Genomic DNA, 12,720 nt, shown 5'->3' on the forward strand with positions numbered 1-12,720 from the left:
TTGTCCAACATCAAATCAGCGACGATGAAACTACCCAGCGGACAACAGCCTCCTACTCCTCCTGCCCAGCCGGCACCCCAGACGGCCCGGCCAGCCGGCACCACAGAAGTCAGCCGCGAGCCCGTCGCCGCGTCAGCCAGACAACTGCTGGCCCAGATCCAGCTGGCAAACCGGGAAACCACCCTGGCCCGAGTTGCGGAGATCGTGAACCGGCAAAGCGGAAGCAGTGCCGATGTGTTGCTGGATATTCGTGGCAAATCCCTTCTGGTTCAGGCAACTATCGGTAAAACCGAGCTCTCGCCAGGTGACTGGGTAAAGGTGATGCGGGCGGGTAACGAGCTTCAGCTAATGGGCAAACTGGCGCCGGCTCCCGAAGCAGGCATTGCCCGGGCCCTGGCCCAGCGATTGCCCTGGCAGCAAACGCTCGACACCGGTCTGGCAAAACTTATGGGCACCCTGACCCAGGGCCTGAAGCAGGACCCGCTGCCCGGCCAGTTGCCTTCACCACGGCTGACCCAACCCCTCCCGGAGGCCGCCCGGCAGGCGATCGAACAGCTGGTGGCAAGGCTTCCCTCGGGAGCCAGTCTGGCACCCGGCACTGGCGGTCAGGCTGCAACACCACAGCAGGTTCGGCAATGGCTTTCCGAAAGTGGCCTGTTTGCCGAATCCCGCCTGTCCCGGACGCCCGCTGCCCAACTCCCGGATCTCAAACTGGCCCTTGGCAGGGTAATTACCGCATTGCTGGCGCAGCAGGGCAGCACTCCGGAACAGTTCAACCGTTTGACACCCATATCAACACCCGGATTAATGCAGGCACCCCTGCAATTTCCACAACCTCTGGCGACGCCCCAGGCGTCCGGAGACGGCGAGCCACCCGGTGTCGGGCAGATGCTCCGTCTGCTGGCAGGGATGCTCAACCGCATTACGGTGAATCAGTTGCACAGTCAGGTGCTGACAGCCCGGGGCGGTAGTGATGCCGCAGCGCCAACCGCTACCCTGCTATTGGATCTGCCCTGGCTGACCCCCCAGAACGAGCCCAGGCTGGCGCAACTGCGAATTGAACAATATTCGGAGGACAAGGAGTCGGAACGGAAATCCGCGACGCCGGCTACCACCGAATGGCGGCTTGCACTGGCGATGGATCTGGATGAGGCCGGCCCGCTTCATTTTGACGTCGCTTTGCGACAGCAGGCGGTCAGCGCCCGGGTCTGGGCGGAGAAACAGACGACGCTGCGACGGGTGAACCAGGAGCTCCCCGTACTGAGGCGGAGTCTGGCAGACCTCGGGCTGGAAGTGACGGACCTGGAGTGCCGCCGCGGAACACCCCTTAGCAGCGTCACCCGGCTTGAACACAGACTGGTGGATACCCGGGCATGACTTCAGAAACACAGCACACGGACACCAGGGCCGCCGTCGCACTCAAATACGATGGCGACAAAGCCCCCACCATCAGCGCAACCGGCACCCACGAACTGGCGGAGGAAATCATCCGCATCGCCCGGGAGCATAACGTTCCGCTGTATGAGAACGCCGAACTGGCAAGCATCCTGGCCCGACTGTCCCTTAACGAGGAAATCCCCGAGGCGCTGTACCGGGTTATCGCCGAAATTCTGGCATTTGCCTTCCATATCCGGGGGGTTACGCCGGACGACAGGAAACCGGATGCCTCAGTGGATCAGTGAACGGAGCGCCCAGGCCTGCTGCCAGTTGCCACCGCGCCGGGGCGCAACGGCTGTCTCGAAATAATGCCTCAGCCGGCGGCGATCTTCCGGTTGATCCTTGAGGGCTGAGCCAATGATATGGTGCATCAGCAGCTCAACCGTCATGCTGCCGCCGCCGTAATACCAGGCATTCAGGCTCGCCGCGTGGGCCACGGAGACCGCTTCGGCGGTGGACAGGGCCGAGCCCGCCAGACGATCAGTACTGCGGCCATCGAGAGTCTGACCGTTGCGCAGCTCGTGGAACATGGTCACCAGAATCTCGATCACCGGTTCATCAAGGTCCAGTTCGACGCCTGCCCGGACATTGGCTTTCCGGACCTCACGGAGTACTACGTCCATTTCATCCGACAGGTTGCGAATCGGGCGAATTTCCTCGAAGTCCATTCGTCGTTTCAGGGCGGCACTCATCCGGTGAACATCCTGATCGACACTGTTCGAGGTGGCAATGACATTAAACCCTTCCCGCGCCAGAACCACGCCTTCCTCGCCAGCCAGTTCCGGAATCACCACCACCCGGTCAGACAGTACGGACAGCAGCGCATCCTGCAGCGCCTGGGGGCAACGGGCAATCTCCTCGAAGCGGACCATCCGTCCTTCCATCATTCCCCGCAACAAGGGGCTTGGCACCAGCGCTTTGAGGCAGGGCCCTTCGTTATGCAGAACGGATTCGTTCCAGCTATACAGCAACTGCCCGACATGGCTGACTGCCCCGCCCTGGAGTGTCAGGGTGGAGCTGCCGGATATGGCGGCCGACAACAATTCGGAAAGCCAGGATTTGGCCGTCCCCGGCTCCCCTACCAGGAGGCACCCGCGGCTGGTACACAGGGAAATGATGGTCCGGACCACCATGGCACGGTCGGCGACGAACTTTCGTTCGATGCCCAGCTTTTCATCCCCCCTCACAAACTTTTCCACAGCACGGGGTGACATCTGCCAGCCAGGTGGCACCGGGCCATGATCCATCCCTTTCAGGTTCTCCAGCTCCTGAGCGTACACAACTTCTGCGGGCTCACGCTGCACGGCCTTGATTGCCTGATTCCTGGTGCTCATTCCTGACTCCTCCGGCCGCCGCGAACTTCTGGCGCCATACGCTCTCTGGGAAGGATCCGTGGCAATTCCGAAAGCGGGATAATGCCTTCAATGACATGGTCCAGCGCACTGTCCCGCATGGTAATCAGACCGGCATCCAGGGCCCGCCAGCGAAGCTCTCCGATCGGCGGCTGGCAGGAAATCGCATTACGGATATCGGAATCAACTTCCATATATTCCACGATCGCCACCCGGCCCCGGGTACCCCGGCCGTTGCATTTGTCACAGCCGGCGCCCTCAAAACACCGGAAATTTGCCGGCGGACCGTCCGGAAACATCTCGGACAGAATCACCGGGTCGGGCCTGGCAGGTTTGCGGCAGTGCGTACAGATTCGCTTGGCCAGGCGCTGGGCAATTACCGCCAGCAACTCACCGGCAATGGAGTTCGGGTGAACACCAAGATCGTAAAGGCGCTGCAAGGAATCCACTGCGTCATTACAATGCAGCGTCGACAACACCACATGCCCGGTCTGCGAGGCCCTGATTGCCTCCAGTGCGGTTTCCTGATCGCGGATTTCGCCAACGAGAATGACATCCGGATCCTCGCGGACAAACGCTCTCATGGCATCGGCAAAACCAAAACCTATCTCCGAGCGCACCCGGGTTTGCTGGATGTTATCGATAGAGTACTCAATCGGATCTTCCACCGTGATCACTTTCCGGCGGCCGTCATCGGCCAGGGTCTGCAGTCCGGCATAGAGCGTGGTCGATTTGCCAGACCCCGTAGGTCCCACGACCAGAACCAGTCCTGCCGGGTTATCCAGCAAGCGCTGATAACGTCCACCGATCACCGGCGACATGCCGAGTTCGGCAATGGTCATGGCGCGCCCGGTTTGGGGTAACAAGCGGATGATAGCGTGTTCGCCATGGAGCGACGGCTGGGTCTGGATGCGCAGGTCGTAGGCCATGTCACCCAGTTGCAGCCGTGAACGGCCACCCTGCGGGAGCCGGTGTTCAGCGATGTTCAGTTCCGCCCGAAGCTTGATCACGTTGATCACCCCTTTGATTTCCCGGGGCGACAACTGGTACTGGGGCAGATCGTGGAGGTCGCCGTCTACCCTGAGGCGTATGCGAATCCGCTCTCCGTATTGTTCTATATGAATGTCGCTGGCTTTTTCACTTACAGCATCCAGCAGGATCGCCTCATAGACCGACACCAGATAGGGACTGATGTGCCTGTTTTTGGCGTCGCTGCAAAGCAACTGATCATTGCACTCTCCCGCCTCAGGCTTGGGATCGGTGCAGGCACCATGGTTCGCGGCGAAATGACTGCCCTTGACCGTCAGGTCCAGGGCCGACCAGATGCGACGGAAATCCGTCGGTGTCACCAGCAGGCAATCGATCACCTGATTTGAGCTGAGGCGCTCGAGCTGGTCCGTGCGCGCGTCCGGATCATCGGTCACAACGGTGATCGTTCCATCGTCCTGGGCGACAGGAATCAGCCGTGACAGGTCCAGAAAGGTCCGGGAGAAGCGTCGGAACAGCGCAGGGTGGAGATCCGGAAGGAGTTCATCCGCGTCGGTGAAGGTCATGCCCCGCTGCCGTGCGAGGGAGCGGTACAGATCAATTTCTTCAAGATTCAGTTTGCGCCGGAGAACATCAAGTACCCGGCAATTCTGTTTCGCCGCTTCCGCTTTCGCCTCGGCCAGGACCTTGTCATCCACGACGCCCTGATCAATCAGAATCTGTTCCACATTGCGGTTGAAGTCGACCCAACCAAGAGTCCGGACCCGTTCCAGCCGGGCATCACGCTTCACAAACATGGCCAGACTCGGCACCGGACCGGCACGACCCTCAAGGCAAACCAGGTGCCCCCCTTCCCGAAGGAAACGAGCCAGAGGATTGCGCTCTTTGATAAACGTGGTGCACAGGACAAGATCGCACAGCTGGTCAGGCTCCGGAGCCTCTTCCACGCTGGCAACCAGAACGTCCACATTGTGCATGCCAAGACGGAAAAACCGCTCCCGGGCGGCTTCCGCAACAACCGCATTTTTCTCCAGGTAAACCACCCGATGGGCCAGCTCAGAGAGCACTGCGGCAAGATACCCGGAGCCGCCGCCGACATGCATCACCACCTGATCCGGTTCGATCTCGGGGATCAGGGACAGGATATGACTGACGGTTTCCTCGCGGGGGATGGAGTGCCCGGTGATTGAGGGAACCAGATCGGAACCGGAAACAAAATCATGGCGGGATACAGATCGGAGGGCCTCAAGGGCCCTCGTGTAAACTCTCTTCATTCAGCAGCGTCCGTAACAGCTTTATATCAGGCCGCCTGACGTTTTCTGAGTACTGACACCAGCTCGGCCTCGGGACGGGATATTCCGCACGTGTTCATAAGATCGTCGATATCGGCACCGAGATCAACCAGTCTCGAGGCTTCGTCGCCCCCTCTGTCAGGGTAGCTGGAACCTCACCCGATGTTAGACTCTCTCAATAAAGTTGGGCGAGACAGAGGTTTTCATGAAATATTCACCAGAACGAGTGTTCATGATGGGTACTGGAAGCACAGGCAACTAAAAGCAGCTAAGGGTTGCTAAATGCAATATAATTTTGAATGGGATCCCAACAAAGCGCACGTCAATGCTCGTAAGCATGGTGTAACCTTTGAGGAAGCCACCAAGGTCTTCGATGATCCGATGGCCTTAACGGTTTTTGATGATGAGGAATCCAGCGAGACAGAGGACCGCTGGGTAACGCTTGGTCAAATCGTCGGGCAGCATTATTTGGTTGTGGTACACACTTTCCGCAACGCCAATGAAGATGCCGTGACCATCCGTCTGATCTCAGCGCGGCCAGCCACGAAACACGAGATTCGGCAGTACGAACAAGGGTGATCTCTATGCGTGAAGAGTATGATTTTTCAAAAGGCGAACGTGGTAAATTTTTTAATCCAAACGCGAAAAAGAATTTGCCTGTTTACCTGGAAGCTGAGGTGCTGGACTATTTTTCAGAGAAGGCCAAAGCCAAAGGCGTTGAATTAAACACTCTGGTCAATGACCTGCTGAAGAAAGACATTGCCTTGATTGAAGGGGTTAAGTAAAAGGGAATCCCAGAGCTTTTTCTGCTGGAGTCATATACCCACTAACACGTTCATGGCTTGTAACATTGCCGTTACCAACTTTAACCATCACGCTGGCATTATTCCGTTGCCGCCCCGTAAAGGAGGTTCAATCGTGCAGCAAGCTCATACCGCGAAACAAGAAGCATTGGATGCCATCGAGCGCATGCCTGACAACGCCGACACCGAAGAGATTATGTACCGACTCTATGTGCTGGAGAATATCCGGCGCGGCCAGCAGGATGCCGCCGAAGGCAAAACCCAACCGGCTGAAGAGGTGCTCAAGGAAATTCAAACATGGTGAAGTGGACGGCTCACGCCAAAGCCCAACTTCATCATATCTGCCAATACATCGCTGAAGATTCGCCGCTTTATGCCAAGCGCGTCAGTGAAGAGCTGGTTCAGAAAACCATTGGCCTGGATGAATTGCCCCGCAAGGGGCACAAGGTGCCGGAATTGAACGAAGGCGCCGTGCGAGAACTGGGCCTTTACTCCTACCGGATTCTTTACGAGATCAAATCTGATCATCTCATTGAAGTGCTGGCCGTGATTCATAAACGACGGCATGTAGAGCCGGAGGATATTCCGAGGGAGCAATAACGTACGAGCCCGCCAAAGCGGGCCTGGTTGTACCTGATCGGTTACTGCGAACATGAAGACCTGAAGATCCGCAATGCCCTGGCCGAAACGACATCCGTCCATTTGCCCTGGGACGCCGGGCATGGTTATTCGCAGACACCCCCCCAAGGGGGCAAACGCAAGCGCCATCTGCTCCGGCATATTACTGAGTCAAGTGGATTGATTTAACGGCGTACTCCCGGTAGACCATCAATACTCATGCATCTTCCGGTTGAAGTCGGGATCGCGCTTCTCCAGGTAATAGGTGATCTTGTGGGGCTTGAGCTGGTTCTCGTCGAGAATTCGCCAAACCGTACTCTTGCCGGCTCTGGCAAGACGCGCAAATCCCGACCGCTCCGCTTGTTCGGACACATAGCGCGCCAATGCCGAGATACTCCACAACTCGGCCGCCAGCCCAAGTTCCTTCGGTTTGGTGCAGGCTATGCTATACCCACTACACACTTGGCAGATTGCAAAGAAAACCACTGACCTTAACTCCCTGTCCCTAAACCGATACATTTAACTCCGTTTATGTTCACAGATCATACAGACCTGCCACAGACAAAACACAGGGGAATTAACCAGGAAGATAAAAGTGTCGCAGGAGCCAGACAGCCGCTGAACAACATGGCTGACTTCCCCGCCCTGAGGTGTAATAAACTCTCTCCAGCAGCGTCCGTAACAGCTTCGTATCATGCCGCCTGACGTTTTCTGAGTGCTGACACCAGCTCGGCCTCGGGACGGGATATTCCGCACGTGTTCATAAGATCGTCGATATCGGCACCGAGATCCACCAGTCTTGAGGCTTCATCGTAGGAGATTCGCAGCGGATCGTTCTGGCGCATCTCGTCCAGTGTGGTCCGCAGTTCATGCAGTTGGCGCTCGCAGGCCACAAGGCGCTGCCCCACCCCCATGCTGCCACTGGTGGTGGCATGCAATTCACGGCCGAGGGTGTCGCAACGCTCTTTCAGGGATGCCTTCAGGCTGCGCACCTGGCGCCCCAGAATCAGCCCCTGAACGAGCACCAGAGACAAGGCGGCAACAGTCAGCGCCCAGGGAAGATAGGAAGGAATTTCTGCAAACATGACGGATATCTCCCGTTAATTGCCACGGAAGGCATCCATCATCTGGCCTGTAACGGAGTGCTCCGGTTTACAGTGCCGCGATTTCCGCCCACTCGTGGTCTGACAGCATCTTGTCGAACTCGACCAGTATGATCAGTTCGCCATCCTTGTTGCACACGCCCTGGATAAACCTGGCACTTTCCTCGTTACCCACGTTCGGTGCAGTCTCAATTTCACTGGCTTTCAGGTAAACCACCTCGGCCACCGAATCCACCAGGATACCCATCACCTGATTGGCCGATTCCATCACCACAATCCGGGTTGCATCGGTCACCTCCGCATCCGAAAGACCGAAGCGCCGGCGGGTGTCGATTACCGTAACCACGTTACCCCGAAGGTTGATGATGCCGAGCACGTAATCCGGAGCACCCGGAACCGGCGCAATCTCGGTGTATCTCAGTACTTCCTGGATCTGCATGACGTTCAGACCGTAAGTCTCATCATCCAGCCGGAAAGTAACGTATTGCAGTACCTGATTACCCTGGGCCTGATTGGTTTGTCCGCTCGGGGATGCCATAGCGATGTGTCTCCTCTTGGGCTGCCCGGCGGGCAACCTGATCGTCAAAAAAATATCGTCAGTGCCCAATACTATAGTTAAGGGCACAAACCGTGCCAGCATGGCTCGGTTTCATTCAGTAACCATTGTTTGCGTCAGCTCAGATCCAGATGGTGCTCCCGCTCGGCCCGCACCAGCAGGTCTGCCATGGTGCGTACATCAATAAGCGCGCACATCTGGTTAATCACGGTTCCCGCCAGCCAGGGGCGCTTGCTGCGAGCTGTTCGCCAGCGCACTTCATCGGGTCTCAGGGTAAAGGACTGGGCCACGTCGTCGCAGGCCAGCCCCCACTGGCTGTTATCAAGCCGGATCACAAACCGGTAGTTGACGCGGGCATCCGCCGGCGCCCGGTCCGCCATAATCCATTCCGCGGTATCCACCACCCGGAGATTCTGGTCCCGGTCGGGCCGGATGCCCATATACCAGCGCGGGCTTCCGGGTATCGGCCGGATCTCTTCCTCAATTCGGTGGATGGCGCCGAGCAGAATCAGCGGCACCGCCAGTTGCAGCCCGGCGACGGTGAAAATAAGGCACTCAAAAGGCTGCCCGGACCACTCGGGGCGCGAGGGTGGCGCGGCCGGCCCTGGTTCAGGCGTGGCAACGACTTTTGGTTCCGGCACGGCAGTTTCCGGTGCCAGACGACCCACTGGCCGGACAGCCTCGGCGGGCTTTTCCCGCAAAGGTTTGGGCGGCTCTGGCCGAGCCGCCGGTTTTTCGGCGGTTTTCTCCGGAGCGACAACCTCCTCTCGCAACGCCGTATCGGTCGCGGTATGTAGCAACTCGTCAAGATAACTGGCGATTGCGGATTCAGGGCTCGCCAGCCTTGTCAATTTCTCGTCAGCCATGCCGACGCTCCTTCACGGACCCTACCCGGGCCATCAGGTCGTCAAGGAGATGGCTGTACGCCCGGACACCGTGCGTCTCGGCGTCCAGCGCAGAGGGAATCAAACCAGCCTGGCTGGCATCCCGGAATTTGGTATCCACGGGAATGGCAAACTGCCACAGGGATTCCCGGTAGGTTTTGCGTAGCAAATTGAGGCTTTTCACCGAAGCCTGGGTGCGCCGGTCGTAGAGCGTTGGCACGATGGTGTAAGCCAGCTCGTTCTTCTGGGAACGCATGATCATCTTGAGCGTGTGGAGCATTCGCTCAAGGCCCTTGATGGCAAGAAACTCGGTTTGCACCGGAATGATCAGGTGCTGGGCCGCAGCCAGGGCATTGACCATCAGCACCCCAAGGGACGGCGTGTTATCCAGAAGCACATAATCGAAATCATCCCAGAGCTGGGTCAGCGCCCGGGAGACAATCAGCCCCATGCCTTCCACGCCGATCATCCGGCGCTCCAGGGTGGCCAGTGCAGCGCTGGCCGGCAGCAGGGACAGCCCCCGGCAACTGGTCTCGGTAATCAGCTGGGCCGGCAGCCCCTCGGGGACTTTGCCCTGATGCTGGAACAGATCGAACACACTGTGGGCGATGGTGTCCGGATCGTATCCGAACCAGCTGGTAAGCGAGCCATGGGGGTCCAGATCGACAACAAGAACGCGCTTGCCCCGCTCAGCGAGCAAGCCGCCCAGCGCAACAACGGATGTGGTTTTGCCGACACCACCTTTCTGATTGGCTACTGCCCAGATTCGCACGCTTTGACTCTCCAGAGAACACATCGGTATGGCCGGATTCACAGGGGCCACAGTCCCGTTTATCGGCAGCCCCCCGGGCAACTTGAACGAATAGCAGGGGGATTTCCGGCAAGCTCTTGCCGTCGCCTTTTATGACCGGGAATGAATACAGGAACCGTGCCAACGGAACCATACGCATCTGCCGAGGAACGGTATTATCGCATGGCACCCCGGATACTGGCGTCGCGGGAAATCAGCAACACCACCCGCCGGTTTCTGCGCCGCCCCTCTTCCGTGTCATTCCGCGCAACCGGCTGATACTGGCCGTAACCGACCGCGGCAAGGCGCTCCGGTTCAATGCCTTCCATGGCCAGCATCCGGATAACGGCCGCCGCTCGGGCAGCGGACAGCTCCCAGTTGGAAGGGAAACGGGGCGTACTGATGGGCAAATTGTCGGTGAAACCCTCAACCTTCACAGCGTTATCACGGTTGTTCAGGACTGTGGCAATCTTCTCGACCACCTCGAAAGCATCGTAATGGGGTTCGGCATCACCACTTCCGAACAGCAGACTGTTGGGCAGGTTCAGCTCAAGCCAACGGTCACTGGTTTCCAGCGTCACCACACCCTGGCTGATAAGCTCGTCGAACTCCATGGTCAACTGGTCAGCCATGGCACGCAGGGCCTCGGTCCGGGCCTGGGCGTCCATTTCCGGGTTTCGGGGAGCTTCGGTGACCGCCGGGGGTATCACGTTTTCAGCGGGCGCGTTCAGAGACTGCGGAGGCTGGTCGCCGATCTCGATGGGCTGGAAGGACCGCTGGGGCGCGTTGAAAACCCCGGTCAGGGTTTCAGATAACACCTTGTACTTGCCTTCGTTCACGGACGAAACCGAGTACATCACCACGAAAAAGGCGAACAGCAGGGTGATGAAGTCGGCGTAGGAAATCAGCCAACGCTCTTTATTGTGCAGATCGTCCTTAGGTTGCCTACGGCGCCGCATAGTCTGGCCTGCGCATGCTCACTGCAGGAAGCCCCGCAGCCGCAATTCGATGGATTTCGGGTTTTCACCCTCGGCGATGGCAATAATGCCGTCAATCATCATATCCTCGTAGCGGGTCCGCTCCCGCACGATGCCGCGCATCTTGTTGGCCACCGGAAAAAACAGCAGATTCGCCAGGGCGACACCGTAAATGGTCGCAACAAAGGCCGTGGCAATACCGCTACCGAGTGACTGAGGATCTTCCAGGTTGGTCATCACCTGGATCAGACCCATGACCGCACCGATAATCCCGATGGTCGGGGAATAGCCGCCCATGGCCTCAAACACCTTGGCGGACTCGAGATCCCGCTGTTCACGGGATTCCAGATCCACCTCCATAACACCCCGGATGGTTTCCGTTTCCGCACCGTCCACCAGCAGCTGCAGCCCTTTCCTGGCAAACGGTTCCGGCTCTCTCTCAGCCAACCCCTCAAGGCCAAGAAGCCCCTGCTTGCGAGCCTTCACGCTCCAGTCAATGACTTTCCCCAAGCCATCTTCCATGTTGATGAACGGCGGAACAAAAACCCAGCGCACCTGAGTAAAGGCTCTTTTGAGCATGGGCCACGAGGTCTGGAGAATCGTCGCGGCGAATGTGCCACCAACAACAATCACCGCCGCGGGGCCATTAAAGAGCGAGCCCAGCGCCCCGCCTTCCAACAGGTTGCCGCCCAGTATGGCGGCAAATGCGAGAACAACCCCGAGAAGGCTGAGGATATCCATCAGCTGACACCTTCCACCAGCCGCGGCCCGATTTCGTCCAGTGACAGAACTTCATCGGTCAATCCTGCCCTGGCAACGGCCATGGGCATTCCGTAAATGACCGACGATTTTTCGTCCTGGGACCAGATATCCGACCCACTCTGCTTCATCATCCGGCAGCCCTCCTTGCCGTCAGACCCCATGCCGGTGAGGATCACGCCCAGGGTCTTGCCCGGGAAACTCCGGGCCAGTGAACCAAAGGTCACGTCTACGCAAGGCTTGTAATTGAGCCGCTCGTCACCTGGCAGGATCCGGACCCGGGCCTGCCCGCCCCGGTTCTCAATCATCATCTGTTTACCGCCGGGCGCCAGTAAGGCAAGCCCCGGGCGAAGGACATCGCCATCTTCTGCTTGCCGAACCTCTATGCGGCAGAGTTTGTTCAGCCGCTCGGCAAACGCCGGCGTAAAACTGGCCGGCATATGCTGGACCAGCACCAGTGGCGCCGGGAACGAAGCAGGCAAGGCGGTCAGTACCCGCTGCAGCGCCACCGGCCCGCCCGTTGACGTACCAATGCCGACCACCGCGTAATGTTTGGCGGGGCCCCGGCGGGCATGACGCCTCGGGACTTCAGCCTCGCCTGTGGCTCCCACACCCGGGGCCCGCTCCTGAATGCCGTGGCGCGGACGCAGGGTTGGTTCAGGCCTGGAGCGAACCGGTGCCGCATCAACGGGCGCCCGCGCCGCAGGAGATGGCACTTCGGGCCGGGACGGAGCAGCCGGACGGGCGCCAGGTCGGCTGCGGGCGACATCCAGAACCCGGTCGATCAGGATTTTCTGGAGTTGACTGTTATCCCTGGCAATTTCCTCGAAATTCTTCGGCAGAAAGTCAACAGCGCCGGCTTCCAGGGCATCCAGGGTCACCCGCGCACCTTCGTAGGTGAGCGAGGAAAACATAAGAACAGGCACCGGATGCTTGCGCATGATTTCGCGCACGGCAGAAATACCGTCCATAACCGGCATTTCGTAATCCATGGTTATCACATCCGGACGCAGCCTCTCGGCAAGCTCCACGCCTTCCCGGCCGTTGGTGGCAGCGCCGACGACCTTGATCTGGCCGGAGCTGGTCAGGATTTCCGTCAGCCGTTTTCGAAAAAACCCTGAATCGTCAACGACCAGGACAGAAACTGTCATCCACTTCTCCT

At 58.7% G+C, this 12,720-nt stretch carries 16 protein-coding genes and 3 pseudogenes; 7 read left to right on the top strand and 12 right to left on the bottom strand.

The window, feature by feature from the left end:
* The gene (locus NLK58_RS05235) at positions 1–1,377 is read left to right on the top strand and encodes a flagellar hook-length control protein FliK (RefSeq protein WP_227539444.1); all 1,377 of its coding nucleotides are present in this window, start codon (positions 1–3) and stop codon (positions 1,375–1,377) included.
* Positions 1,374–1,682, top strand: a complete 309-nt coding sequence (locus NLK58_RS05240; protein WP_341582205.1) for an EscU/YscU/HrcU family type III secretion system export apparatus switch protein — start codon at positions 1,374–1,376, stop codon at positions 1,680–1,682. Before NLK58_RS05235 ends, NLK58_RS05240 begins: the two co-directional genes overlap by 4 nt.
* Here the strand turns inward: NLK58_RS05240 and NLK58_RS05245 are convergent.
* The 3 genes and pseudogenes from NLK58_RS05245 to NLK58_RS05255 all read right to left on the bottom strand — a co-directional run.
* A complete protein-coding gene (locus NLK58_RS05245; RefSeq protein ID WP_117617582.1) occupies positions 1,668–2,771 on the bottom strand; it encodes an AAA family ATPase in 1,104 nt (367 codons plus the stop codon). The genes NLK58_RS05240 and NLK58_RS05245 overlap by 15 nt on opposite strands.
* On the bottom strand, positions 2,768–5,050 hold the full coding sequence (locus NLK58_RS05250) for an ATPase, T2SS/T4P/T4SS family (RefSeq protein WP_117617583.1): 2,283 nt from the start codon (positions 5,048–5,050) through the stop codon (positions 2,768–2,770). Before NLK58_RS05250 ends, NLK58_RS05245 begins: the two co-directional genes overlap by 4 nt.
* Before the next feature lie 26 nt (positions 5,051–5,076).
* Positions 5,077–5,196: pseudogene (locus NLK58_RS05255) on the bottom strand (DUF2802 domain-containing protein); the annotation flags it as partial.
* A gap of 154 nt (positions 5,197–5,350) precedes the next feature.
* Between NLK58_RS05255 and NLK58_RS05260 the strand changes: the two are divergent.
* Complete coding sequence (locus NLK58_RS05260; RefSeq protein WP_117617584.1) at positions 5,351–5,647, top strand: BrnT family toxin; 297 nt, start codon at positions 5,351–5,353, stop codon at positions 5,645–5,647.
* A gap of 5 nt (positions 5,648–5,652) precedes the next feature.
* Positions 5,653–5,853, top strand: a complete 201-nt coding sequence (locus tag NLK58_RS05265) for a hypothetical protein (RefSeq protein ID WP_117617585.1) — start codon at positions 5,653–5,655, stop codon at positions 5,851–5,853.
* On the opposite strand, the gene NLK58_RS20575 is transcribed toward NLK58_RS05265, so the two are convergent.
* Entirely contained in the window at positions 5,846–5,941 is a 96-nt protein-coding gene (locus tag NLK58_RS20575) for a hypothetical protein (RefSeq protein WP_376788084.1), read from the bottom strand. The genes NLK58_RS05265 and NLK58_RS20575 overlap by 8 nt on opposite strands.
* A gap of 45 nt (positions 5,942–5,986) precedes the next feature.
* On the opposite strand from NLK58_RS20575, the gene NLK58_RS05270 reads away from it, so the two are divergent.
* The 3 genes and pseudogenes from NLK58_RS05270 to NLK58_RS20580 form a co-directional block, all read left to right on the top strand.
* Positions 5,987–6,175: a hypothetical protein gene (locus NLK58_RS05270; protein ID WP_117617586.1), complete on the top strand. Its 189-nt coding sequence runs from the start codon at positions 5,987–5,989 to the stop codon at positions 6,173–6,175.
* Positions 6,169–6,471, top strand: a complete 303-nt coding sequence (locus NLK58_RS05275; protein WP_117617587.1) for a type II toxin-antitoxin system RelE/ParE family toxin — start codon at positions 6,169–6,171, stop codon at positions 6,469–6,471. Before NLK58_RS05270 ends, NLK58_RS05275 begins: the two co-directional genes overlap by 7 nt.
* A gap of 24 nt (positions 6,472–6,495) precedes the next feature.
* Positions 6,496–6,637: pseudogene (locus tag NLK58_RS20580) on the top strand (transposase); the annotation flags it as partial.
* A gap of 27 nt (positions 6,638–6,664) precedes the next feature.
* Here NLK58_RS20580 and NLK58_RS05280 read toward each other — a convergent pair.
* The 8 genes and pseudogenes from NLK58_RS05280 to NLK58_RS05315 form a co-directional block, all read right to left on the bottom strand.
* Positions 6,665–6,933, bottom strand: a pseudogene (locus tag NLK58_RS05280) (IS630 family transposase); the annotation flags it as partial.
* A 248-nt stretch (positions 6,934–7,181) separates the two neighbouring features.
* Entirely contained in the window at positions 7,182–7,574 is a 393-nt protein-coding gene (locus NLK58_RS05285) for a DUF2802 domain-containing protein (RefSeq protein ID WP_117617588.1), read from the bottom strand.
* Positions 7,575–7,641: 67 nt separating this feature from the next.
* A complete protein-coding gene (locus NLK58_RS05290) occupies positions 7,642–8,130 on the bottom strand; it encodes a chemotaxis protein CheW (protein WP_117617589.1) in 489 nt (162 codons plus the stop codon).
* Positions 8,131–8,264: 134 nt separating this feature from the next.
* Positions 8,265–9,014: a chemotaxis protein CheW gene (locus NLK58_RS05295; protein ID WP_117617590.1), complete on the bottom strand. Its 750-nt coding sequence runs from the start codon at positions 9,012–9,014 to the stop codon at positions 8,265–8,267.
* The gene (locus NLK58_RS05300) at positions 9,007–9,804 is read right to left on the bottom strand and encodes a ParA family protein (RefSeq protein WP_205422269.1); all 798 of its coding nucleotides are present in this window, start codon (positions 9,802–9,804) and stop codon (positions 9,007–9,009) included. Before NLK58_RS05300 ends, NLK58_RS05295 begins: the two co-directional genes overlap by 8 nt.
* Before the next feature lie 194 nt (positions 9,805–9,998).
* On the bottom strand, positions 9,999–10,781 hold the full coding sequence (gene motD / locus NLK58_RS05305) for a flagellar motor protein MotD (protein WP_117617592.1): 783 nt from the start codon (positions 10,779–10,781) through the stop codon (positions 9,999–10,001).
* 18 nt (positions 10,782–10,799) lie between these two features.
* Positions 10,800–11,540 (bottom strand): flagellar motor protein, encoded by a 741-nt coding sequence (locus NLK58_RS05310; RefSeq protein ID WP_117617593.1) that lies wholly within the window; start codon positions 11,538–11,540, stop codon positions 10,800–10,802.
* Positions 11,540–12,709 carry a chemotaxis response regulator protein-glutamate methylesterase gene (locus NLK58_RS05315; RefSeq protein WP_117617594.1) on the bottom strand — a complete coding sequence of 390 codons (1,170 nt, stop codon included), beginning with the start codon at positions 12,707–12,709 and terminating at the stop codon, positions 11,540–11,542. Before NLK58_RS05315 ends, NLK58_RS05310 begins: the two co-directional genes overlap by 1 nt.
* Positions 12,710–12,720 lie beyond the last annotated feature (11 nt).

The sequence above is a fragment of the Marinobacter metalliresistant genome, assembly GCF_038098645.1.
GTDB classification, from domain to species: Bacteria; Pseudomonadota; Gammaproteobacteria; order Pseudomonadales; family Oleiphilaceae; genus Marinobacter; species Marinobacter metalliresistant.

What these genes read in the sequence shown, in the direction of transcription:
- NLK58_RS05240 (WP_341582205.1), top strand. Translation starts at nt 1,374, where the DNA reads ATGACTTCAGAAACACAGCACACGGACACCAGGGCCGCCGTCGCACTC.
- NLK58_RS05245 (WP_117617582.1), bottom strand. Translation starts at nt 2,771, where the DNA reads ATGAGCACCAGGAATCAGGCAATCAAGGCCGTGCAGCGTGAGCCCGCA.
- NLK58_RS05250 (WP_117617583.1), bottom strand. Translation starts at nt 5,050, where the DNA reads ATGAAGAGAGTTTACACGAGGGCCCTTGAGGCCCTCCGATCTGTATCC.
- NLK58_RS05260 (WP_117617584.1), top strand. Translation starts at nt 5,351, where the DNA reads ATGCAATATAATTTTGAATGGGATCCCAACAAAGCGCACGTCAATGCT.
- NLK58_RS05265 (WP_117617585.1), top strand. Translation starts at nt 5,653, where the DNA reads ATGCGTGAAGAGTATGATTTTTCAAAAGGCGAACGTGGTAAATTTTTT.
- NLK58_RS20575 (WP_376788084.1), bottom strand. Translation starts at nt 5,941, where the DNA reads ATGGTTAAAGTTGGTAACGGCAATGTTACAAGCCATGAACGTGTTAGT.
- NLK58_RS05275 (WP_117617587.1), top strand. Translation starts at nt 6,169, where the DNA reads ATGGTGAAGTGGACGGCTCACGCCAAAGCCCAACTTCATCATATCTGC.
- NLK58_RS05285 (WP_117617588.1), bottom strand. Translation starts at nt 7,574, where the DNA reads ATGTTTGCAGAAATTCCTTCCTATCTTCCCTGGGCGCTGACTGTTGCC.
- NLK58_RS05290 (WP_117617589.1), bottom strand. Translation starts at nt 8,130, where the DNA reads ATGGCATCCCCGAGCGGACAAACCAATCAGGCCCAGGGTAATCAGGTA.
- NLK58_RS05295 (WP_117617590.1), bottom strand. Translation starts at nt 9,014, where the DNA reads ATGGCTGACGAGAAATTGACAAGGCTGGCGAGCCCTGAATCCGCAATC.
- motD (WP_117617592.1), bottom strand. Translation starts at nt 10,781, where the DNA reads ATGCGGCGCCGTAGGCAACCTAAGGACGATCTGCACAATAAAGAGCGT.
- NLK58_RS05310 (WP_117617593.1), bottom strand. Translation starts at nt 11,540, where the DNA reads ATGGATATCCTCAGCCTTCTCGGGGTTGTTCTCGCATTTGCCGCCATA.
- NLK58_RS05315 (WP_117617594.1), bottom strand. Translation starts at nt 12,709, where the DNA reads ATGACAGTTTCTGTCCTGGTCGTTGACGATTCAGGGTTTTTTCGAAAA.